Consider the following 21,190-nt stretch of genomic DNA (forward strand, 5'->3'; position numbering starts at 1 on the left):
GCCCGCTCAGGCTGCCGCGTCGATGCCGGCGGCTTCCCTCCTGACGGCTTCGGCAGCGTTGAGGCGCTCCCGCTGGGGGACCACCACATACTTGGGGTCGCGCGTCGACGCTTTTCCGGCCTCGAAGACACCGAACCGCAGCATGGCCGACCCCGCAGCCACGGCGAGGCCACCCACGACGCTGACGGTGCGCGACCGGTGACCGCCGAGGGCCAGCCCCACGGCGCCGCCGATGCTGAAGGCCTTGGACAGGCGCATCAACGTACCGCCCCGGCCCTCCCGCAGTGTCTCCGTGCTCAGGTGGCCGCTGCGTTCCATCCGCAGGCTCGCCACCGTTTCCAGCAGCGCACCCGCCACTGCCATGCGCCGCGCAGGACCGGCCTCCGGGACGGGCGCCAGGGCGGCTGCGATGCCGCCGCCGGCAGCGGCGGCCGAACCGGCAAACACAAACGGCAGGATTTCGTGGGCGTCATGCCAGGTGGGAACCGCGGTGTCGGCCAGCAGCACCGCCGTGTACGTGGCCACCGCGGAACCGCTGACAGCTGCGCCGAGGCCGCAGGCCCGCCCGGCCGCCGGGAACAGTCCCGTGATGTTGGCGGCCGCACTCGCGCCGGCGAGCGGGCCGTACACGGAAAGGATCCACGAACCCATGCTCATGGGCGAGGTGGGTTTGGCCACCCGCAGCATGTTGAGGAACCGTTCCGGCCGGCCCAGGTCATGCACCAGCGCCGCTGCGGACACCGAGATCGCGGTCAGCGCCGTGAGCTTGGCCCGGCGTTCCAGTGCGGGCCGCCCCGTGTACTGCGCGCCGGCCGCCAGCATGGAGGAGGCCGCAGCCACGCCGCCGGCAAAAATGTACCCCGCGATGTCCGCCGCCTCCCAGGTGGGTTCCTTGAGAATGGGCCGGCCATAGTATGAGGTGAATTCCTCACGCTCCCGGCGGCGGCTCACTTCCTGGCTCCCCAGAAGACGACGGCGGCCCCCGCCAGGAGCCCGGCAGCAGCACCCGCGGCCCGCCGCCACATGGCAGGCAGGTCCCTGGTGGTCACTACCGGGTCCGGCGGCAGCCCGTAGGTTTCGGGTTCATCCAGCAGCAGGAAGAAGGCCCCGTCACCGCCCACCCCGCCGTCGGGATCCCTGCCGTAGAGCCTGGCCTCGTCCACGCCCCGCTCGTGGAGCTCCGCGACCCGGGCGTCGGCCCGTTCCCGGAGCTCATCAAGCTCACCGTACTGGATGGACTGGGTGGGGCATGCCTTGGCGCAGGCCGGCTCTTCGCCGACACCCAGGCGGTCGTAGCACATGGTGCACTTGAAGGCGCGGCCGTCGTCGGGCCGCTGGTCGATCACGCCGTACGGACACGCCGAAACGCAGTACCCGCAGCCATTGCAGATGTCCTGCTGGACCACCACCGTGCCATGCTCGGTACGGAACAACGCCCCGGTGGGGCACACATCCAGGCAGGCGGCGTTGGTGCAATGCTTGCAGACATCCGAGGACATCAGCCACTTGATGCCCTCGGTTCCGCCAGCCGCCGGAGCCGGAACCTTCTTCTCGATGAAGGCCACGTGCCGCCAGGTGTCCGCGCTGAGCCGGGAAGTGTTGTCAAAGGACTCACCGGTGAGTTGTAACGGCCTCTCCGCAGGCAGCGAGTTCCACTCCTTGCAGGCCACCTCACAAGCCTTGCAGCCGATACAGAGGCTGGTGTCCGTGAAGAAGCCCTTGCGTGCTTCACCGGGTGCTCCGATGGCGGGCATTCCCAACTGGGTGACGCTCATGCCTTGATTCCTTCCTGGCCGGTGTGCTCATCAATGCCTGCCCGCTGACGGTATTCCGCCACCAGGGATGGCAAGGCCGGCCCTTGCGGCCTCCGCCCGGGACGGATGTCCACTGTCAATGCCTTGACCTCCTGGATGTGGACGTTCGGGTCCATGGCGATGGAGGAGAGCTCGTTCATCGCATCACCGTGGCTGAGCCCGTTGGGGCCCCAGTGGTAGGGCATCCCGATCTGGTGCACGGTGCGGCCCTGCACGGTGAGCGGTTTCATCCGGCCGGTCACCAGGACCCTGGCCTCGATGGCTCCGCGGGCCGAGACCAGGGTGGCCCAGCCGTTGTTGGTGAGCCCCCGCTCGGCCGCCAGTTCCGGTGACACTTCGCAGAACGACTCCGGCTGCAGCTCGGCAAGGTAGGGCAGCCAACGGGTCATGGCCCCGGCGGTGAAGTGCTCCGTGAGCCGGTAGGTGGTCAGCACGAACGGGTACACCTCCGCCCCCGGTTCGCGGCCACTGGGTTGGTACCGGTTGCCGTCACGTTTGAGGAGCTTCCGGACCGGGTTCCGGTTCTGCCCGTAGAGGGCATTGTCGAAGGGGGATTCCTGCGGCTCATAGTGTGTGGGGAGCGGCCCGTCGGTCAGGCCGGCGGGGGTGAAGAGCCAACCTTTTCCGTCGGACTGCATGATGAACGGGTCGATGCCGGAGAGGGCGTCGGTGCCCGTGGCGTCCTCGGCGGGACGGTAGGACGGTGGTTTGGCGGGCTCGCAGTCGGGGACGTCGTCGCCGGTCCATGTCCCGGCGTCCGCGTCCCACCAGATGAGCTTTTTCCGCTCGCTCCACGGCCGTCCCTCCGGATCGGCGGAGGCCCGGTTGTACAGTTCCCTCCGGTTGGCCGGCCATGCCCAGCCCCACTCGCGGCTGGAAATATCCTGCTCGGTGTGGGGTTTCCGCCGGGCCGCCTGGTTGACGCCGTCGGCGCGGCAGCCGCAGTAGATCCAGCAGCCGCATGAGGTGGAGCCGTCGTCCTTGAGCTGGGTGTAGGCGGAGAGCGGGTTGCCGTCGGGGCCGCGGCCGTTGATCTCGGCGAAAACGGCGTCCGCGTCCGGTTCATCCTGGGTGCCGACGGTGGGGTAGTCCCACGTCAGGTCCAGGATGGGACGGTCGACGTCGTCGCGCGAGTCCGCGAGCAGCTTCCGGATGCGGTTGCCAAGGTGCCAGATGAACCAGAGGTCGCTGCGGCGCTCGGCGCCAGGCTCCACGGCCTGCTCGCGCCACTGGACAAGGCGGTTGGTGTTGGTGAAGCTGCCGGCCTTTTCCGTGTGGGCTGCGGCCGGAAAGAAGAAGACTTCCGTGCCGATGTCCTCCGTGCGCATCTGGCCGGTGGCGATTTCCGGGCCGTCCTTCCACCAGGTGGCGCTTTCGATCAGGGAGAAATCGCGGACCACGAGCCAGTCGAGGTTGGCCATCCCGGCACGTTGCAGGTGGGTGTTGGCGGATCCGACGGCGGGGTTTTCGCCCATGAGGAAGTAGCCCTTGCAGATTCCTTCCAGCTGCGCCATGACGGTGTCGTAGGTGCTGTGGCTGCCGGTGATCCGGGGAAGGTAGTCGAAGCAGTAGTCGTTGCTTGCCGTGGCGGCGTCCCCCCACCAGGCCTTGAGCAGGCTCACGGTGTAGGCGGACATGTTGGCCCAGAAGCCCTGCTTGGCGGAGTCCGCCTCGACGTAGCCGGCCAAGTCCAGGTGCTGCTTGGCGTGCGGCATGGGCAGGTAGCCGGGCAGCAGGTCGAAGAGGGTGGGGATGTCGCTGGAGCCCTGGATGCTGGCATGCCCGCGGAGGGCCATTATCCCGCCACCGGGCCGGCCGATGTTGCCCAGCAGGAGCTGCAAAACCGATGCGGCCCGGATGTACTGCGTCCCTGTGGTGTGCTGCGTCCAGCCCACGGCGTAGGCGAAGGCCGTGGTCCGGTCCCGGCCCGAGTTGCTGGTGAGCGCTTCGGCCACCTCCTCAAACAAGGCCTGCGGTACCCCGCACACCTCTTCCACCATCTCCGGGGTGTACCGCGAGTAGTGCCGGCGCAGGACCTGGAACACGCAGCGCGGATCCTGCAAGGTCTCGTCGCGGTGCCACTTCCCGGCCACGCCGGGCCCGCCGGAACCATGGGACTGGGCGTGCGAGGATTCACCCAGCCTGCTGCCTTCCTGCTCGTCCGCGTCCCGTTCACCGGAGGACGCAGCCGCGAAGCCTCCCTCGTACTGCCAGCTTTCGGTTTCATAGGAGGAATCGTCCCGGTTGAATCCGGAGAAGAGGCCGTCGAGGTCTTCGGTATCGCGAAAATCCTTGCCGAGGATGGTAGCGGCGTTGGTGTAGTTGACGACGTAGTCGTGGAAGTACGCATCGTGGCCAATGACCCAGTTGACCAGGCCGCCCAGGAAGGCGATGTCCGTCCCGGCGCGGATTGGAACAAACGTATCGGCCATGGCGCTGGTGCGGGAGAACCGGGGATCCACGTGGATGATTTTTGCCCCGCGTTCCTTCGCTTCCAGGACCCATTGGAATCCGACGGGGTGTGCTTCGGCGAAGTTTGATCCCTGGATCAGGATGCAGTCGGCGCGTTGGAGGTCCTGGAGATAGGTGGTGGAGCCGCCCCGGCCGAAGCTCGTGCCAAGGCCGGCCACCGTGGAGCTGTGGCAGACCCGCGCCTGGTTCTCCACCTGGACGATCCCCAGGGAGGTGAACAGCTTCTTGATCAGGTAGTTTTCTTCGTTGTCCAGGGTGGCGCCGCCCAAGCTGGCGATTCCCATGCTGCGGCGGGTGCGGAGGCCCCCGGATTCCCATTCCCAGGTCTTCCGGCGGGTGTCCACCACGCGTTGGGCCACCATGTCCATGGCTGTTTCAAGGTCGAGCCGCTCCCAGTCAGTACCGTGGGGCCGGCGGTAGAGAACGTACTTTTCGCGGGAGTCACCGGTGGTCAGCTGCAGCGAGGCCGAGCCTTTGGGGCACAACCGTCCCCGGCTGATCGGGGAGTCCGGGTCGCCCTCGATCTGGATGACCGTCCCGTCTTTGACGTAGACCCGTTGGGCGCATCCCACAGCGCAGTAGGGGCACACCGAAGGGACCACGTGGTCTGCGGTGGCGGTCCGGGGCGTGAGGTTTTCGGTGGCGGGTGACTTCACGGCATGATGCCTGCCCGTGGGATCGTTCTCGAGCAGTTGGCGCAGCACTGGCCATTGCAGCGGATTCACCATGGGGCACCCCTTTGGTCGTCGAATCGACATGCCTGTGGCACGGGTCACATGCATGTGGGGAAAATGCTAACAGGGGCTTAGCATTTCTGCACCGGCTTGTGGAAGCGGACTCAACCGGTGGGTGGTGACCACATGTCCGAGGACTGCCCTCCGAAAAGTTGCGACATCGGATTGCCGCGGGTGCCCGGACATTGCGCCCGCGAATGAGTGTAGGCACGCACCATCGTCGGTGCGATACTGCGTTCATGAAGATATCCGCCTGGTGGCCGCTGGTAGGCGACGAAACACGCACGTGGCTCATTGAGCACAACGGCGAGCCCTTGCCGGCCCTTGTCATCACGGACATCATGGCCGTCACCGGCGGCTCGACCGATCCTGAATGGTGGGCTGGAGAATCAGCTGACGGTCCCCAACTTACTGATGGGGCCGTGGATTGGATCGAAGCTGTCGCCAACGGCGAAGAGCCCACGACAGGCTGAATCCAGAGTTGGGCAGCCGCCGCGCGGTGAAGGCGTTGGCGGTGCTGTTGTCCCCGGAAGTTCCAGGGGTGAGTTCAGGTCACGGCTCCATCATGATGTCTCCAGGGAAGGGCTGGGGCTGAAAAGGTGCGGCGGTGTCGGCTCCTGGCCGCGCAGGCCAGTGGCGCCGGAACCACCGCACCGCGGATCCGAGTGCCTCGTCCAGTGGCGGTGCGTCGGGGTGCCACGCCTTCTCCCACTCCAGGCAGACGGGACCGGCGTAGCCGGCGTCCCGGAGCAGCCCGGCAAAGGCATCGACCGGGAGGGTGCCTGTGCCGACAAAGGCCGGGGTCCGGCTGGCGGGCAACCGGGCGTCCTTGACCTGGACGCTGCCCGCTCCGCCGGTGAGCCAGGGCTGCAGGGCCCGCCACGTTTCGCCGAGGGTCTCGCCCACCCGCCACGGATGCATGAGGTCCCAGACGGCGCCTGCGGGCCCATCCACCATGTCCAGGATGGCGGCGATGTCGCTGCCGCGGGGGTGTGAATCGTGCGTTTCAAGCGCCGGGTACGTTCCCAGATCCCGGGCAAAGCGTGCGACGGCGGTCAGCCGGCCGGCTGCCAGGGCGTTGGCTTCCTGCCTGGCTTGGATGGTTTCGGGAACCCTGTCGTATCCGCAGGGGTGGACGGGGGCTCCCGGGAATACCCTGACGGCCGGCGCGCCGAGATCATGCGCCAGGATCAGCGCCGCTTCGAGTGCTCCCACCACCAGTTCATCGGCAATTGGTTCCGCGACCCTGATGTAGCTGGCCACCCCGGTGACGGCCAGGCCTGAATCTTCGATCCGGGACCGGAGTTCGGAGCGTTCGCGCCGGGTCATGGCCGGGGCGGCGATCTGGCCGGGGCCAAGCCGCAGCTCCACTCCCCGTGCACCGTGCGCCACCAACCAGGACAGGACCGTGTCCAGGCTTTCGCCGGGCGCCCCCAGTGTTGACACCGTCAGTGTTGGTTCGAGCTCCGCTGGGTGGTGCATTCGTCGTCCTGGCCGTTCGCAGTCGCTAATAACGTTTCAACACTGGCGCACGGGGTGCGGCGGGGTCAACGGCCGGCGCCGGTTCGATCACACTCGGTCACCGGGTCCCGGGTGGTCCGGGCGCCCGGCATCAATGCAGGACCACCACGTCTGTCGCATAGTCCTGGGACGAGGTCATGCTGCCGCGGAACCAGCAGACAGCGTGGGTGGAGGGATCCCCGGGCGGCACCATGGGCCGGAGGTTGTCCACTGCGGAGCCTTCTGTGACCGCTTCCCAGCCAAAGGTGGCGCCGCCGTCCCGCGTCCTGCCCCGGTAGATCTCGTAGTGGCCGGTGGCCTGCCCGGTCCGCGGGTCGATGGGAGTGGAGATGTACACCTGGTTGAGGTCATGCGGGTCCAGCGCGCCCAGGCCCGTATAGTCCTGCTCGTGCGGCAGCAGGGCCGGGCCGGCGGCCGCCAGCGGGTGCAGGTTCCACTGCCTCCCGTCGAACCGGGCGTACAGCAGCCGGTGATCATCGACGTCGAGCGGCTGCTCCCGCTGCAGCGGGCCGTTGACGTCGTTGGCGCGGCAGCTGATGATGGCGGCCAGGTCCTGCCCCTGGCGGCGCAGGTCCACGGTCCAGCCGTGGGTAAGGATGTCGCCGTCAATGTCCGTTCCCGCCGCGAACACTGTGGTCAGTGCAGCCTGGTTGATCCCCGGCGAGCCGATCAGCGGCTTGCTGACCACCTGGCCCCGGGCGTCGTGCAGGGCGTCGTCGCGGATGTAGCCGTGGTAGATGCTGTTGTTGAAGTCCCGCGGGTGGTGGTCGGTGGTGATGAGGTCAATGCGGTCCGTCCCGTTTCCGCAGTATCGGGTGTAGCCGTTGACGTAGCCGATCTTGGGGCGGGTGAAGAGTTTTCCGCCGAATCGCCATGTGGTGCCGTCATCTCCTGACACCAGAAGGCTGGGGTCGTCGTTGATGGCACGGACAAAGTTGTACACCCGGGACTCGGCAGCGAGCCGGTGCAGGTTCGAGTAGGTCGCGCCGCGGCCGCCGGCCAGCTCCGTCCAGTCGAAGTGTTCCTCCGGGCCCCATTCGGAGGCGTCATGTGGCCGGGTGGAGATCCGCCAGCGGGAGTAGTTGTCCGTTTTGTGTTTGGCATACATCGCCAGGTAGCGGCCATCGGGCCTGATCAGGAGCGCCGGGGCGTTGTGGTCGTCCGGCTCCAGCCTTGTGTGGACAACGTGGACCTGGCTGTCACCGGTAGCAAGGTCAAGTACGGCAACCTCGATGTTTCCGCCCCGCCTGTCGCCCCCGGCGCCCCCGGGGGCTGCCACGGAGCCCACCAGCAGCGTGTTGTTGGCCGGGTCCACCAGGGCGCGCTCGTCCTGGAACCAGCACCATGCGCCGTTGTCATTGATGGTGGTCTGCATGCCGGGCATCGGAATCCTGCTCTCGTTGTGGGGTGGGTTCCACCCGTGGGTGCGCCGCCTGGCGTCGGCCACGGAGCCGTCATGGGCTGTGTGGTTGGACCATATGGAAGTATCGGCGCGCCCGGATGCGGTGGTCAAGGGTGTGGCCAAAACCGGTCGGATTCGAACGTTCAGGCAGCCCCGACTTATCCGGACACAATGCTTGAAGCTTGAACTAATGCGGGATACCCTTACTTTAATCTTCAACCATTTATGATGATCGCCGAGGCCCGCAATGACAGCAATTGCCCATTCCGCACCGCATTCGTCCGCCCTGCCCGCGGCCACCGTCCGCAGCCAGGTCAGCGTCCCGCTCCGGTTCGTCGACGGCTACGCCACGACCGCCGTCGTCATGACGTTCCATGGCTTGGTGGACGGCCGCGAACACCTGCTGCTGGCCCTGGGTAACTGGGAGCAGGCCCTCCTCGGCGGCGCAACGGCGCCCCTGGTCCGGCTGCACAGCGAATGCATGACAGGGGACGTCTTTGGCAGCGAGCGCTGCGACTGCGGACCGCAGCTCCGGGAAGCCGTGGAACGCATTGCTGCCTCCGGAGGCTTCCTGCTCTACCTCCGCCAGGAAGGCCGCGGCATTGGCCTTTACCCCAAACTCGATGCCTACGCCCTGCAGGACCAGGGCCTTGACACCTATGACGCCAACCTTGCCCTCGGCCACGGCGAGGATGAACGCGACTATACGGCGGCAGCCCAGATGCTCAATGCCCTGGGCGCCACGTCGGTGAGGCTGTTGAGCAACAATCCCGACAAAGCTTCGCAGCTGGCCGCACTCGGCATCGCCGCCGCCGAAAAGATCCCCACCGGTGTCCACCTCTCCGAGGCCAACTCCCGCTACCTCGCCGCCAAGCGGGACCGGACCGGACATACGCTGGAGCTCGGCCAGGCCGCCGTCGTCCGCGCCGCCCCGGAAGGCTCGGGCCGCGCCCCCGGTCACGCGGACATGCTGGGCCGCGTGGAAGCCCTGATCCCCGCCCTGCGCGCCAGGGCGGAGGAGGCCGAGCAGCTGCGCCGGCTCCCGGAGGGGACGATGCGGGACCTGGGGGCCGCCGGCATCTTCCGTCTCCTGGCGCCCGCGGGTGTCGGCGGGTATGGCCTGGGCGCACAGACGTACGGGGAAGCCATCAGGGGCCTCGCACGGGGTTGCGCCTCCACGGCCTGGACCGCCGGGCACCTGGCGGAGCACGCCTGGATGCTGGCACGCTGGCCCCGGAAGGTGCAGGACGACGTTTTTTGCGGCGGCGTGATGCCGCTCGCCGCCGCAACCAGTGCCCCGGTTGGTTCGGCGCGGAAGGTACCGGGCGGATATGCGGTTTCGGGCCACTGGAGCTTCGCTTCGGGCATCATGCACTCGCAATGGGTCCTGTTGGCGGTGCAGCACGACGGCATCCGGTTGCAGGCGCTGGTTCCGCTCACCGACCTGGAACTGGTGGACGCGTGGCATACGGACGGGCTCAGGGGAACCGGCAGCAACGACCTCCGCGCGGACTCGCTCATCGTTCCGGCGGACCGGGTCATGGACTGGGCCGTGCTCAGCGGCCCCGACAATCCCGGCGCCGAGCTCCACTCCGAACCACTGATCTCTGCGCCGATGTCAACCTTGCTCAACCTGGTGGCCCCGGCGGCGGCACTTGGCTCCGCAGAGTATGCCCTGGAGCTGTTCCGGGACCAGCTGCTGCGCCGGAAGGAAAAGAACGGCACCATCACCCGGCAGGCAGACTATGTCCCGGCGCAAACCCGCTACGCCAAGGCGTCCGGGCTGGTGGCCACCGCCCAACTGCACTGGCAGGCGGCACTGTCCCTGCTGCCGGGGGACGGGTCGGCGCCCAGTGGGCCTGCCGCGCGGGAGCGGGCCTCGTTCCGGCTGTCGCTGGCCCTAAGCGCGGAAGCCGCCCAGAAGGCGGTCCGGCTAGCCGTCGCCGGATCGGGCGCCAGTGCCCACCGCCTGTCCCATCCGCTGCAGCGGATCCAGCGCGACGTCGGCGTGCTCCTGAGCCACCCCACCCTGGGCCTCGACCCCATCCTGGAGCAGGCGGGCCGCGGCCTGCTGGGCATGGAATTCACCATGCTGTCCTTCTAGGCAGCGCGGCGTCGGTTGCCCGGTGCAGCCGCAGGCGGGAAATCCGTGTCAGGATCAGGTATGCCCCAGCGCCTGATGCTGCTTGACACTGCTTCCCTGTACTTTCGTGCCTTCTACGGCCTTCCGGACAGCATCCGGCGGCCGGACGGTACGCCGGTAAACGCTGTCCGCGGCCTGCTGGACATGATCGCGCGGCTCACCACCGACTACCAGGCCACCCATCTGGTGGCGTGCTGGGACAACGACTGGCGGCCCCAGTGGCGGGTTGACCTGATCCCCACGTACAAGGCACACCGGGTGGCGAAGGCGGTACCGGGCGGGACCGACATCGAGGTGGTCCCCGAGGGCCTTGAGGCCCAATTGCCCATGATCCGCCGGACCCTTGAGCTCGCCGGCATTGCCATTGTGGGGGCCGCAGACCATGAGGCCGACGACGTCGTGGGCACCTATGCCAGCCACGCCGCCTTCCCGGTGGACGTAGTCACAGGAGATCGGGACTTGTTCCAGGTTTGCGACGACGAACGCGGCGTCCGGGTGATCTACACCGCGCGCGGCATGAAGAACCTGGAGGTGGTCACGGAGGAAACCGTGGTGGCCAAATACAAGGTCCTGCCGCAGCAGTATGCCGATTACGCCACCCTGCGCGGGGACGCCTCGGACGGACTGCCGGGCGTTGCCGGGATCGGTGAGAAGACAGCGTCGTCACTGCTCCTGAAGTACGGCACCCTGGAACGATTGCTGGCAGCAGCCGATGAGCCCGGCGGCGGGGTATCCGGCCCGGTCCGGGCCAGGCTGGACGCCGCCGCCGAATACCTGGAAGCCGCCCCCGCCGTCGTGCGCCTGGTCCGCAACCTGGAGCTGCCCACCCTGGACGAGGCGGGGGCCCGGCTCCGGCCCGTGACCGGCAGTCGGCGCGCCGAGCTTGAGCAGGCGGCCGGGGACTGGAACCTCGGAGGCTCGGTCCGCCGGCTGCTCGCCGCACTGGACCAGCAAGCCTGACGGACGACGCCGGTGCTGCCGGCCGGGTCCGGGATGACTGTTTATTGCGTAAAACCGGGACATGCTGGACGTCCCGGAGCGAGGTTTGGATGACGCCGGGTGTACGGCCGTGACGTTTCGTTGCGGCAGGCGTCGGCTCATTTCAGGCGGTTTGAACGTGCAATCCGCTGATGGTTTGGTGAGGTAACGATCCAAACGAGAGGCCACATTATGACCGCCACATCAGATCTCGCTCCACGCCGGCTTCGGGATATCTTTGGAACTTTTGCCAGCGGATTGACGGTAATCACAAGCTCCACGCCACAAGGCCCGGCAGGCTTTACGTGCCAGTCGTTCGCGTCCCTGTCCCTTGACCCGGCGCTCGTCACGTTCAGCCCGGCGCGTACGTCCACCACCTGGCCTGTGCTCCGCAGTGCGGGCACCTTCGCCATCAACATCCTCCCGGCTGAACACCAGCACCTCGCAGGTCAGTTCGCCCGCTCCGGGTCGGACAAGTTCGCCGGAGTCAGCCACACGTCGTCGCCCTTGGGCAATCCCGTCCTGGATGACGCCCTGGCTTGGCTCGACTGCGAACTGCACGCGGAATACGACGGCGGTGACCACACCATCGTGGTGGCCGCGGTACGGCACCTGGATGCCCGGGTGGACGCTGAGCCGCTGTTGTTTTTCAAGGGACGCTATGCAGGGATCTCGCCGGTCGAACGCCTGCTCGAAGCTGCAGGCTGACCGGGGCCGGTTTGTCGGCCGGCCCACCGTCCCGGCGTCAACCCCCGGCTCTTGAATCAGCCCCGCCAAGTAGTAAGCTTGCTGAGCAATACCAGTAAGCGTGCTGACTAAATGGGATGGAGCAGGAGCCATGGGCGTTATCTCAGGAACGGCCCTGTCAGTGATGTTGACCGCCGGCGGCGTGGCGATGGCAGCCGAAGGGGGCCCGGGAGCCGGGCAACATTACGTTGCCGGACACGTGCTCCTCGGGATGGGGATCGGCTTGTTCCTCACCACCTGGATCCGCACCGCGGTCCGCCACTTCCTGGCGCGGTCGACTTTCGGCTCGCGGAGGACGCCGGCAGCCCAGGAGCACGCGGACCCCGCCACCGTTACCGCCCTGCCCCAGCGCGCACCCTCCGTCGTCCCGCTCCGTGGCCGGCATGCGGCCTGAAGCCGGACGCGACACGGACAATGACCGCGTGACAGAGCCCGGCAGCCGGCGGCGCCGCAGAACGCGTGCCCTGATCCTCGTGTGCGTTGCCGTCGCGGCCATACTGGTTGCCGGCGCTGCGGGCATCGGTCCCGGGCGCACCGACCAGGGCGTGCTGCGGGGCTTCCAGGTCCGGGTGCTGGGCATCAGCCAGGCGGCGGCCGAAAACAGGATGGACGGCGCTTTGTCAGCCCTTGAGGCACTGGAGAAAGACCTCGGCGAGGCGGCGGCGGACGGGCGGCTTTCACCCGAGCGGTACAACGGCATCCACAGCGCACTGGCCTCCGTCCGGGCCGACATCGCAGCAAAGGTCGCGGCAGTTGCGCCCCCCGAGGCACCACAGGCTGCTCCGGCCGGCGGCGAGCTGTCCGCAGCACCGGGTGAGGCTGGAAGCGTTCCGGCCGAACCGGCCGAACCGGCCGTGGCGCCTGAACCGGTGCCCGCCGCCGATCCGCCGGGCGCGGGGCGTTCGAATGCGGCGAAGGAAGCCAAGGGCAAGGCCAAAGGCCAAGGCAAGCCCTGACCGGGCGCCAAAGAACTCGTCCCGGTCAGGGGAGAATAGATGGATGATTCCTCCTGCAGGCCAAGCCGACGACGGCTTTGACCTCCGCGCCATTGGCGCCGGCCTTGCCTTCGCAGCCTCCGTTCCCCGGCTGCGGCAGGCACTGGAAACCGGCCCCGGGGCCGCCGCCGTGGTGCAGGCCCCGCCGGGAACCGGAAAGACCACCCTCGTCCCGCCCCTGCTGGCCAACCTTGTGGGCACCTCGGGCCGCGTCGTCGTCACCCAGCCGCGGCGCGTCGCAGCCCGCGCAGCAGCCCGGCGGCTCTCGGAACTTGTTGGCAGCCCGGCTGCCGGGCGGGTGGGCTACACGGTCCGCGGCGAACGCCGGGCAGGCCCGGACACCCGGATTGAGTTCGTCACCCCCGGCATCCTCCTGCGCCGGCTCCTGGCGGACCCGGGCCTGGACGGGACGGCCGCCGTCGTCCTGGACGAGGTGCACGAACGCGGCCTCGAAACCGACCTCCTGGTCGGGATGCTCGCCGAGGTCCGCGAGCTGCGCGGTGACCTTGCCGTCGTCGCCATGTCAGCCACCCTCGACGCACCCAGGTTCGCTGCGCTGCTGGGCACATCCGGCCGCCCGGTCCCCGTGGTGGACTGCCCGGCGGTGCATTACCCGCTCGAGGTGCAGTGGCTCCCGGCACAAGCGCCGCGCCTTGACGCCGGGGGAGTGACGCGCGCTTTCCTTGACGAAGTGGCCGCCACGGCTGCGGAGGCCCACGCCGCGGCAGACAGCTCCGTGGACGCCCTGGTCTTCGTTCCGGGAGCCCGGGAGGTCTCGCACGTGGCCGCGGCCCTGCGCGGCAGGCTGGGCAGCAGCGTGGATGTCCTGGAACTGCACGGCCGGATTGGTGCGGCCGAACAGGACAGGGCCGTGTCCGGCCGGCACCCCGGGGACGGCCCACGGATCGTCGTCTCCACGGACCTTGCCGAGTCGTCCCTGACCGTGCCCGGCGTGCGGTTGGTCATCGATTCCGGCCTGGCCCGGGAGCCCAGGCGCGATGCGGGCCGCGGAATGAGCGGGCTTGTCACCGTTTCCTGTTCCCGGGCATCCGCTGAGCAACGCGCAGGACGCGCGGCCCGGCAAGGCCCGGGCACCGTGGTCCGCTGTTACAGCCAGCAGGCCTACGGTGCCGCGCCGGCGCACGTCACGCCGGAGATCAACGTGGCGGACCTGACCAGCGCGGCGTTGACCCTGGCCTGCTGGGGCTCGCCCGGCGGGAAGGGCTTGCCTCTGCCGGACGTGCCGCCCCGCCAGGCCATGGATGACGCCGTCGAGGTCCTGCGGGAGCTCGGCGCCGTAACCGACGACGGCCACGTGACGGCCGAAGGCCGGCTGCTCGCGGCCGTACCCGCCGACCCCCGGCTGGCCCGGGCGTTGCTTGAAGGTGCCGCATCCGCCGGGACCCGGCTGGCCGCCGAGGTGGTGGCTGCGCTCTCCGGGGACCACCGCGCGCCCGGGGCGGACCTTCCCCGGCTCCTGGCCCAGCTGCGGGCAGATCCCGGGCCTGCCGGCCGGCGTTGGGCCGAGGAAACCAAACGCCTGGCGTCCCTGGCCCGCCGGCAGCCGGACCGCCATGCCCCCGCGGTGTTGCCCCCGGGCCGGGGCGAAGCTGTGGGCGCCGTCGTCGCCCTCGCCTATCCCGACCGCGTGGCACGCCGCGTCCCCGGCAGCGAGGGGTCGGGGCAGTACCTGTTCACGTCGGGCACCCGGGCGGGCCTCCCCGGCGGCAGTACCCTCTCAGGCCACGAATGGCTGGCCGTGGCCGACGTTTCGCGGGCCGGTGGCCGGGACGCGGCCGGAACCGGTGCCGTGATCCGCGCCGCGGCACCCTTGTCCGCCACCATGGCCGAAACTGCGGCCGCGCACCTGCTGGCTGAAACCGTGGACACGCGCTTCAGCGGAGGGCGGCTGACGGCCCGCAGGACCAAGCGGCTGGGGGCGGTCGTACTTGCCTCGACACCGGTGCGTCCCACGGCCGCCCAAGGCAGGGCCGCGGTGGCAGCCGCTTTCCAGGCGGGCGGGCTGGCAGCCCTTTCCTGGCCGACGGCGGCGGCCTCCTTCCGGAGCCGGCTCGCTTTCCTGCACCGCCAGGCAGGGGAGCCGTGGCCCGATGTCTCGGATACGGCCCTGCTGGCCCGGCTGGAAGAGTGGCTGGGAACCGGGTTGGAAGCCCTCGCCGCGGGGGCGCCGCTGGATTCCCTCGACCTGGCCGGGGCGCTGCGCGGGCTGCTCCCGTGGCCCGAGGCCGCCAGGCTCGACGAGCTCGCTCCGGAATGGCTTGAAGTGCCCAGCGGTTCGCGGGTCCGGATCGAGTACCCGGAGCCTGGCGACGACGGCGCGGCGCCCGTGGTGGCGGTGAAACTCCAGGAATGCTTCGGGCTGGCTGAATCACCCCGGCTTGCCGGCGGACGGGTTCCGGTGCTCTTCCACCTGCTGTCCCCGGCACGCCGCCCCCTGGCCGTCACGGACGACCTGACCTCTTTCTGGTCCGGCCCATATGCCCAGGTGCGTACCGAAATGCGCGGCCGCTACCCCAAGCACCCCTGGCCGGAGGATCCGTGGTCAGCCCCGGCGAGCGCACGCGCCAAGCCACGCACATAGGGCCGTTAGGGGGCGGCGGGCAGCACCCGCGGCCTGCCCGTGAGGTATCAGATGAACGGGCGACGCTGCCAGGCGCCCTAAGCGTGCGCGGCGATGAACCGGGCCACTGGAAGCGCCAGCGACGCACCCACCTCGTCGGTGGGGCGCTTGTTTCCCGCCACGGCAAAGGAGTGGTCACCGCCCTCCACCCACTCCAGGACCGCATTGGAGCCGATCCGGGCCACGACGTCCGTCAAAATGTGGGGGGTGGCAAACGTGTCGCGCGTTCCCTGCAGGAACAGCATCGGCACCGTGATCCCGTACAGGTGCCCGTCCCGGAGTTTCTCCGGTTTGCCGGGGGCATGCAGCGGGTAGCCCAGGTACACCAGGCCCTGGGCGGCCATGCCGTCGGCAACGGCCATGGATGCCATCCTGCCGCCGAATGACTTGCCCGCCGCCCAGACGGGGCCGCTGTCGCCGTTGGCCTTCGCCTGGGCGCGGGCTGTGTCCATGGCGGCCCGCCAGGCGGCGATGGCAGCCGGAGGGCGGTCGGGGAACTTCCGCCCTGCCTCCCGGTACGGAAAATTGAAGCGCAGGGTGGCCAGGCCCAGGCCGTTAAGGGCGTCCGTGAATCCGCGCAGGAACGGGTGGTCCATCCCGGCTCCTGCGCCGTGCGTCACCACCACTGTTGCGGTGGGTTGGTGCGGGCGCGCGTAGATGGCCGAAAACGTGGCGTCACCTGCAGCGATGACGAGCTGATGGTCGGGGTGGGGCATGGATCCATCATGCCCGAGGGCGGCCGCATATGCCGGTGTCTGCCGGCGGCCGGGTGTACGTTGTCCCCATGGCGAGCGAACAGACCACCATCACCGTCCAAGGTCCCAACGGCGAGCGCGAAATGCGCATCTCCAGCCCCAGCCGCGTCCTCTGGCCGGACCTGGGCCTGACCAAGTTGGACCTCGCCAGGTATATCTGCGACGTGGGGGAGGCCTTCATTGCCGCCAACGGGGACCGGCCCGTGTCCCTCCAGCGGTACTCGGACAACATCGAAGGCGAGATGTTCTTCTCAAAGAACCCGCCAAAGGGCACGCCGGACTTCGTCAGGTCCGTCAAGGTGGTGTACCCCAGCGCCAGGTCCCATCCCCAACTGGTCCTTGACGAACCGGCAGCTGCCGTCTGGGCCGTCCAGATGAACACCGTGGTCTTCCACCCCTGGCCGTCCCGGGCGGAAAACACCGACAATCCGGACCAACTCCGCATCGACCTCGACCCGCAGCCCGGGACAGATTTCGGCGACGCCGTCCCCGCTGCCCTGGTGCTCAAGGACGTCCTTGCGGAGGCAGGGCTCACCGGCTTCGTCAAGACCTCCGGAAACCGCGGCCTGCACGTCTACGCTCCCATCGAGCCAAACCGCGAGTTCCTTGATGTCCGGCACGCCGTCATCGCCGCCGCCCGGGAGGTGGAGCGCCGGATCCCGGACAAGGTGACCACGGCCTGGTGGAAGGAAGAACGCGGCCGCCGGGTGTTCCTCGACTACAACCAGGCCAACCGGGACCGTACCATCGCCGGCGCCTACAGCCCGCGGGCCCTCCCGCACGCCCCCGTGTCCTGCCCCCTCACCTGGGCGGAACTGGAAAAAGCGGATCCAAAGAACTTCACCATCCTGACGGTGCCGGAACGCTTGAAGACGGTGGGAGATCCCTGGGCTGACTTCAGCGCCAAGCCCGGCACCATCGACACGCTCCTGGAATGGTGGGACCGGGACTGCAAGGACGGACTCGGGGAGATGCCCTTCCCGCCGGACTACCCCAAGATGCCGGGCGAACCGCCCAGGGTGCAGCCCAGCCGGGCAAGAAAGCCGGCCGACGCCAACAACGACTGACCCGGGCCCGACACGACGGGCACGTAGGCCCTGTGGCGCCGCCGTCGTCGTCGGACAGTACGACGGCGGCGCCGCCACAGTGCCACGCCAACGCAGGTGCGGCGAGGCTATTCGAAGCGGGACGGGTCGCCCATGCCGCGCCGGACCACCTCGGCCACCCCGCTGGAGAAGTCGACCACAGTGGTGGGCTCGGCGCCGCAGTCTCCGGCGTCGATCACCGCATCCACCTGGTGGTCCAGCCGCTCCTTGATTTCCCAGCCGACGGTCAGCGGTTCGTCCTCATCCGGCAGCAGGAGCGTGCTCGAGAGCAGGGGCTCACCAAGTTCGGCGAGCAATGCCTGGACCACCCGGTTGTCCGGAATGCGCACCCCCACCGTTTTCTTCTTCGGGTGGAGCAGCCGCTTCGGAACCTCCTTGGTGGCAGGAAGGATGAACGTGTAGCTGCCCGGAGTGACGGCCTTGATGCTGCGGAAGACATCGTTCCCAATGTTCACGAACTGGCCCAGCTGGGCGAAATCCCGGCACACGAGGGTGAAATGGTGCTTGTCATCCAGGTGGCGGATGCTTCGGATCCGGTCCAAGGCATCCTTGTTGCCCATCTGGGCTCCCAAGGCATAGCAGGAGTCCGTGGGGTAGGCGATCAGTCCGCCGTCGCGAATGATTTTGACTGCCTGCGCAATGGCGCGCGGCTGGGGGTCGTGCGGATGAACATCAAAGAATCTGGCCATCACCCGAGCCTACGTTCCCTGGGCCGCACCGCACCATCACCCGGGGCACGTTGAGGCTGCCTTTTCGACCGCTCAAACACGGGATGAACAGGGGAGGCATCCCCTACCGGGCCGGCGCCGGATCGGGCAGGATGGTTTCTGCACCCGTTCCGGCCATGTTAAGGAGACCCCGCTATGCCCACCATCCTCAACCCCTACCTGAGCTTCCGGGACAACGCCCGTGAGGCAATGAACTTCTACCAGTCTGTCTTTGGCGGCGAACTGACGCTGAGCACGTTCGCCGACTTCCAGGCCAGCGACGATCCTGCCGAAGCCGAGAAGATCATGCACGGCATGCTCACCACCACCCAAGGCCTGGTGCTCATGGGTGCCGACACCCCGAACAGTATGGAATACCACCCGGGTTCATCGATCTCGGTGTCCCTGAGCGGGGACGACGAAGGGGAGCTCCGGGGCTACTTCGAGAAGCTCAGCGGTGAGGGCGGCGCGGTCACGGTCCCCATGGAAAAAGCGCCGTGGGGCGACGTTTTCGGCATGTGCGTGGACCGTTTCGGAGTGTCCTGGCTGGTCAACGTCAACGGCGCGCAAGCCACGCAGGCTCCCTGACCGCAACCTGCCCGGGCCTACGTGGCGGGGACGGCCGGCCACTGCAGTTCCTGCCGCGACCCGGACGAATCCACCCTGCCCACTCCTTGAGGCGGGCCCGCCGTGCTGCGAGGATGGAGGGGTGAGTCCCCTCATGGAATTTCTTTCCGACAAATGGTGGCTGGTTTTCCCGCTGATGGCTTTCGCCGGCCGCTGGGCCGGCGGCTGGCGGCGTGCCGCCGAACGGCGCCACCGGCGCCGGGTTGAACTGTACAACCTGAAGAACCAGGCACGTGAAGTCGAGAGCGCCTCCCTGGCAGAGGTGCAGGCGCTGATGGATGCCCATGACACCACCAACAAACGGTGGCTCGAGTACGAACTCGATGTCGGCAAGCTCATCGACTTTCCGCTGATGACCGACGTCCGTGAGCCGCTCACGGTCGCCTTCCTGCGAGCCAAACGGGAAGCAGACGGCAAGCGGCCGGCATCTGCCGCGGACCTGACTTCCGTGACCGGACTTGAGTCGTACCGGCAGGCAGTCAACAACTTTGCGGTGGCGCTCGACGTCGCGGAACGGGAAGCAAAGCGGATCAGGGACAGCAGGTTCAGCGGTCCCGAGCGCGAACGGCTTGCCACGGCACGGAAACTCCTGATGATCGCGGAAAACCAGGCCGCCACACCCGCCGAACGCCAGGCCGCTTACAAACGGGCCCGCCGCGAACTGGACGGCCTGATTGTCCTGCCCGATGTAACCGTCGCCGCGATCGAAGAGAAAATCGCGCCGGAACTGGATGCGCCGCCCCGTTCCGCGCAGTTCCACCAGGGCTGAAGCCGCGCGACAGGAGACAGCCCCGGTCCCCGCCGCGATGGCGTGGAAACGAGGCGGACCAACGCCGGCGGACACCCGTTGGCGGCGCCCGCCACTGTTTTGTCCTCATGCCGGGGACGCGTACGATCGATAAGGTTTCCCGCCGGCCCCGGCCCCCACCGCAAGTCATTCCACGCAAACAGCTGGTGAACTATGCTGTGCAAGGCAGCCTGGTAGGAGAAACTGCTGAACGTCGACTCTGCAGATTGGGCAACAGGTGGATATCACCTTCATGGTGGCGCTGGTCATCGCACTGGCACTATTTTTCGACTTCACGAACGGGTTCCACGACACCGCGAACGCCATGGCCACACCCATCGCAACGGGCGCCATCAAGCCACGGACAGCGGTGGCTTTGGCGGCCGTCCTGAACCTTGTGGGCGCTTTCCTGTCCACCGAAGTGGCCAAGACGGTGTCGGGTGGAATCATCCGCGAAGGATCCGGTGGCGTGCAGATTACCCCGGAGATTATCTTCGCCGGCCTGATGGGGGCCGTCCTGTGGAACATGGTCACCTGGCTCAAGGGGCTGCCATCCAGCTCATCGCACGCACTCTTCGGCGGCCTGATTGGTGCCGCCGTTGTCGGTGCAGGGTTCAGTTCCGTCAACTTCGAGAGCCTGCTCCAGAAGGTCATCCTTCCCGCTGTCTTCGCCCCGGTTATCGCCGGGCTCGCGGCCTACGTCTGCACCCGGCTTGCTTATGCGCTCACCGCCCGCCACGATCCCGAGACCGGCAGCAAGCTCACCCAGAAGCGCGGCGGTTTCCGCACCGGCCAGATTTTCACCTCCAGCCTGGTAGCCCTCGCCCACGGCACCAATGATGCCCAGAAAACCATGGGCATCATCACCCTGGTGTTGATCGCCGCGGGCAGCCAGGCTCCCGGTTCGGGCCCGCAACTCTGGGTGATCACAGCTTGCGCCCTGGCCATTGCGATCGGTACCTACGCCGGCGGCTGGCGCATTATCCGCACCATGGGCTCCGGCCTGACGGAGGTCAAGCCCGCGCAGGGCTTCGCGGCCGAGACCAGCACCGCCTCCGCGATCCTCGCCTCCTCCCATCTTGGCTTCGCCCTCTCCACCACCCAGGTGGCGTCCGGCTCGGTCATCGGCTCCGGAATGGGACGCCGCGGTACCACCGTCCGCTGGAACATGGTGGGCAAGATCGCACTCGGCTGGCTCTTCACCTTGCCGGCAGCGGGAATTGTCGGTGCCCTGACTGCCCTGCTGGTCAAGACCGGCGCGGTGGGCGTGCTGATTGCTGCCGTGGCCGGCAGCGGCGCGGTGCTGTTCATGTTCTTCTACTCGCGCAAGTCTTCCGTGGGCCACCAAAATGCGGTCGAGGTCGAGGAGGCCGGCCAGGCGGTCCGCTTCGCCAAGAAAAAGGCCATGGCCCGCGCCCGGGCCAAAGCGAAGGAACAGGCCAAGGAACAGGCCAAGGCTGACAATGGCGCTGCTGCCAACACCCCGAAGGAGAATCAGCGATGAAGTGGTTGGAACTCCTGACCGTCGCAGGCACCACGCTCATTTCCGCCGCACTGGTGGTTACGCTCTACTCGCTGGGCGTCAGGTTTACGGCAATCGCCGCCGACGCCCAGCAACCCTCCCCGGGGATCAAGCGCTCGGTGGCCTACCTGTGCTTCTCCCTGTGTGGCGTGGCCGTGCTCTTCGGGCTGTACCTGATCATCCCCTACTTCACCAAGTAGCGGGTTCCTCCGGCTGGACCCGACCATGGGCAGCACGGC

19 protein-coding genes are annotated in these 21,190 nt (G+C 68.1%); 12 read left to right on the forward strand and 7 right to left on the reverse strand.

What is annotated here, in order from left to right:
• Positions 1-6: 6 nt before the first annotated feature.
• Genes nrfD through fdh form a run of 3 tightly spaced genes read right to left on the reverse strand, consistent with a single transcriptional unit; the run spans position 7 to position 5,014 of the window.
• The gene (nrfD, locus tag DFO47_RS09465) at positions 7-951 is read right to left on the reverse strand and encodes an NrfD/PsrC family molybdoenzyme membrane anchor subunit (protein ID WP_133831498.1); all 945 of its coding nucleotides are present in this window, start codon (positions 949-951) and stop codon (positions 7-9) included.
• Positions 948-1,775 carry a 4Fe-4S dicluster domain-containing protein gene (locus tag DFO47_RS09470; RefSeq protein WP_018761212.1) on the reverse strand — a complete coding sequence of 276 codons (828 nt, stop codon included), beginning with the start codon at positions 1,773-1,775 and terminating at the stop codon, positions 948-950. Before DFO47_RS09470 ends, nrfD begins: the two co-directional genes overlap by 4 nt.
• Positions 1,772-5,014, reverse strand: coding sequence for a formate dehydrogenase (gene fdh / locus DFO47_RS09475; protein ID WP_133831499.1), 3,243 nt, complete (start codon positions 5,012-5,014; stop codon positions 1,772-1,774). Before fdh ends, DFO47_RS09470 begins: the two co-directional genes overlap by 4 nt.
• A gap of 245 nt (positions 5,015-5,259) precedes the next feature.
• On the opposite strand from fdh, the gene DFO47_RS09480 reads away from it, so the two are divergent.
• Entirely contained in the window at positions 5,260-5,493 is a 234-nt protein-coding gene (locus DFO47_RS09480) for a hypothetical protein (protein WP_018761214.1), read from the forward strand.
• Positions 5,494-5,572: 79 nt separating this feature from the next.
• On the opposite strand, the gene DFO47_RS09485 is transcribed toward DFO47_RS09480, so the two are convergent.
• Together DFO47_RS09485 and DFO47_RS09490 are read right to left on the reverse strand one after the other, a co-directional pair.
• Entirely contained in the window at positions 5,573-6,502 is a 930-nt protein-coding gene (locus DFO47_RS09485) for a sugar phosphate isomerase/epimerase family protein (RefSeq protein WP_133831500.1), read from the reverse strand.
• A 130-nt stretch (positions 6,503-6,632) separates the two neighbouring features.
• On the reverse strand, positions 6,633-7,925 hold the full coding sequence (locus DFO47_RS09490) for a BNR-4 repeat-containing protein (RefSeq protein WP_133831501.1): 1,293 nt from the start codon (positions 7,923-7,925) through the stop codon (positions 6,633-6,635).
• Between the two features lie 265 nt (positions 7,926-8,190).
• Between DFO47_RS09490 and ribA the strand changes: the two genes are divergently transcribed.
• The 6 genes from ribA (at position 8,191) to hrpB (ending at position 15,408) form a co-directional block, all read left to right on the forward strand.
• The gene (gene ribA, locus DFO47_RS09495; protein ID WP_133831502.1) at positions 8,191-10,047 is read left to right on the forward strand and encodes a GTP cyclohydrolase II RibA; all 1,857 of its coding nucleotides are present in this window, start codon (positions 8,191-8,193) and stop codon (positions 10,045-10,047) included.
• Positions 10,048-10,107: 60 nt separating this feature from the next.
• Positions 10,108-11,046, forward strand: coding sequence for a 5'-3' exonuclease (locus DFO47_RS09500; RefSeq protein WP_208294391.1), 939 nt, complete (start codon positions 10,108-10,110; stop codon positions 11,044-11,046).
• Positions 11,047-11,256: 210 nt separating this feature from the next.
• Positions 11,257-11,772: a flavin reductase family protein gene (locus DFO47_RS09505; RefSeq protein ID WP_109044648.1), complete on the forward strand. Its 516-nt coding sequence runs from the start codon at positions 11,257-11,259 to the stop codon at positions 11,770-11,772.
• A 130-nt stretch (positions 11,773-11,902) separates the two neighbouring features.
• On the forward strand, positions 11,903-12,205 hold the full coding sequence (locus tag DFO47_RS09510; RefSeq protein ID WP_018761221.1) for a hypothetical protein: 303 nt from the start codon (positions 11,903-11,905) through the stop codon (positions 12,203-12,205).
• Positions 12,206-12,233: 28 nt separating this feature from the next.
• Positions 12,234-12,767: a hypothetical protein gene (locus tag DFO47_RS09515; protein ID WP_243835428.1), complete on the forward strand. Its 534-nt coding sequence runs from the start codon at positions 12,234-12,236 to the stop codon at positions 12,765-12,767.
• A gap of 43 nt (positions 12,768-12,810) precedes the next feature.
• Positions 12,811-15,408: an ATP-dependent helicase HrpB gene (gene hrpB, locus DFO47_RS09520; RefSeq protein WP_133831505.1), complete on the forward strand. Its 2,598-nt coding sequence runs from the start codon at positions 12,811-12,813 to the stop codon at positions 15,406-15,408.
• Positions 15,409-15,485: 77 nt separating this feature from the next.
• On the opposite strand, the gene DFO47_RS09525 is transcribed toward hrpB, so the two are convergent.
• Positions 15,486-16,163: an alpha/beta family hydrolase gene (locus DFO47_RS09525; protein WP_133831506.1), complete on the reverse strand. Its 678-nt coding sequence runs from the start codon at positions 16,161-16,163 to the stop codon at positions 15,486-15,488.
• A 68-nt stretch (positions 16,164-16,231) separates the two neighbouring features.
• On the opposite strand from DFO47_RS09525, the gene ligD reads away from it, so the two are divergent.
• Positions 16,232-17,269 (forward strand): non-homologous end-joining DNA ligase, encoded by a 1,038-nt coding sequence (gene ligD / locus DFO47_RS09530; RefSeq protein ID WP_026264433.1) that lies wholly within the window; start codon positions 16,232-16,234, stop codon positions 17,267-17,269.
• Between the two features lie 107 nt (positions 17,270-17,376).
• Here ligD and DFO47_RS09535 read toward each other — a convergent pair whose 3' ends face one another.
• Entirely contained in the window at positions 17,377-17,997 is a 621-nt protein-coding gene (locus tag DFO47_RS09535; RefSeq protein ID WP_133831507.1) for an L-threonylcarbamoyladenylate synthase, read from the reverse strand.
• 174 nt (positions 17,998-18,171) lie between these two features.
• On the opposite strand from DFO47_RS09535, the gene DFO47_RS09540 reads away from it, so the two are divergent.
• The 4 genes from DFO47_RS09540 (at position 18,172) to DFO47_RS09555 (ending at position 21,151) form a co-directional block, all read left to right on the forward strand.
• Positions 18,172-18,603 (forward strand): VOC family protein, encoded by a 432-nt coding sequence (locus DFO47_RS09540; RefSeq protein WP_018761227.1) that lies wholly within the window; start codon positions 18,172-18,174, stop codon positions 18,601-18,603.
• A gap of 121 nt (positions 18,604-18,724) precedes the next feature.
• On the forward strand, positions 18,725-19,411 hold the full coding sequence (locus DFO47_RS09545; RefSeq protein ID WP_051083433.1) for a hypothetical protein: 687 nt from the start codon (positions 18,725-18,727) through the stop codon (positions 19,409-19,411).
• A gap of 256 nt (positions 19,412-19,667) precedes the next feature.
• Positions 19,668-20,933, forward strand: coding sequence for an inorganic phosphate transporter (locus DFO47_RS09550; RefSeq protein WP_018761229.1), 1,266 nt, complete (start codon positions 19,668-19,670; stop codon positions 20,931-20,933).
• On the forward strand, positions 20,930-21,151 hold the full coding sequence (locus DFO47_RS09555; protein ID WP_018761230.1) for a hypothetical protein: 222 nt from the start codon (positions 20,930-20,932) through the stop codon (positions 21,149-21,151). Before DFO47_RS09550 ends, DFO47_RS09555 begins: the two co-directional genes overlap by 4 nt.
• The last annotated feature ends 39 nt before the right edge of the window (positions 21,152-21,190 follow it).

This window comes from Arthrobacter sp. AG258 (assembly GCF_004364695.1).
GTDB lineage: Bacteria > Actinomycetota > Actinomycetes > Actinomycetales > Micrococcaceae > Arthrobacter.

Bases quoted from the DNA above. Each gene is read 5' to 3' on its own strand.
- DFO47_RS09485 (WP_133831500.1), bottom strand. From the start codon at position 6,502: ATGCACCACCCAGCGGAGCTCGAACCAACACTGACGGTGTCAACACTG.
- DFO47_RS09470 (WP_018761212.1), bottom strand. From the start codon at position 1,775: ATGAGCGTCACCCAGTTGGGAATGCCCGCCATCGGAGCACCCGGTGAA.
- DFO47_RS09480 (WP_018761214.1), top strand. From the start codon at position 5,260: ATGAAGATATCCGCCTGGTGGCCGCTGGTAGGCGACGAAACACGCACG.
- hrpB (WP_133831505.1), top strand. From the start codon at position 12,811: ATGATTCCTCCTGCAGGCCAAGCCGACGACGGCTTTGACCTCCGCGCC.
- DFO47_RS09540 (WP_018761227.1), top strand. From the start codon at position 18,172: ATGCCCACCATCCTCAACCCCTACCTGAGCTTCCGGGACAACGCCCGT.
- fdh (WP_133831499.1), bottom strand. From the start codon at position 5,014: ATGGTGAATCCGCTGCAATGGCCAGTGCTGCGCCAACTGCTCGAGAAC.
- DFO47_RS09525 (WP_133831506.1), bottom strand. From the start codon at position 16,163: ATGCCCCACCCCGACCATCAGCTCGTCATCGCTGCAGGTGACGCCACG.
- ribA (WP_133831502.1), top strand. From the start codon at position 8,191: ATGACAGCAATTGCCCATTCCGCACCGCATTCGTCCGCCCTGCCCGCG.
- DFO47_RS09490 (WP_133831501.1), bottom strand. From the start codon at position 7,925: ATGCCCGGCATGCAGACCACCATCAATGACAACGGCGCATGGTGCTGG.
- DFO47_RS09510 (WP_018761221.1), top strand. From the start codon at position 11,903: ATGGGCGTTATCTCAGGAACGGCCCTGTCAGTGATGTTGACCGCCGGC.
- DFO47_RS09555 (WP_018761230.1), top strand. From the start codon at position 20,930: ATGAAGTGGTTGGAACTCCTGACCGTCGCAGGCACCACGCTCATTTCC.
- DFO47_RS09500 (WP_208294391.1), top strand. From the start codon at position 10,108: ATGCCCCAGCGCCTGATGCTGCTTGACACTGCTTCCCTGTACTTTCGT.
- DFO47_RS09505 (WP_109044648.1), top strand. From the start codon at position 11,257: ATGACCGCCACATCAGATCTCGCTCCACGCCGGCTTCGGGATATCTTT.
- ligD (WP_026264433.1), top strand. From the start codon at position 16,232: ATGGCGAGCGAACAGACCACCATCACCGTCCAAGGTCCCAACGGCGAG.
- DFO47_RS09535 (WP_133831507.1), bottom strand. From the start codon at position 17,997: ATGGCCAGATTCTTTGATGTTCATCCGCACGACCCCCAGCCGCGCGCC.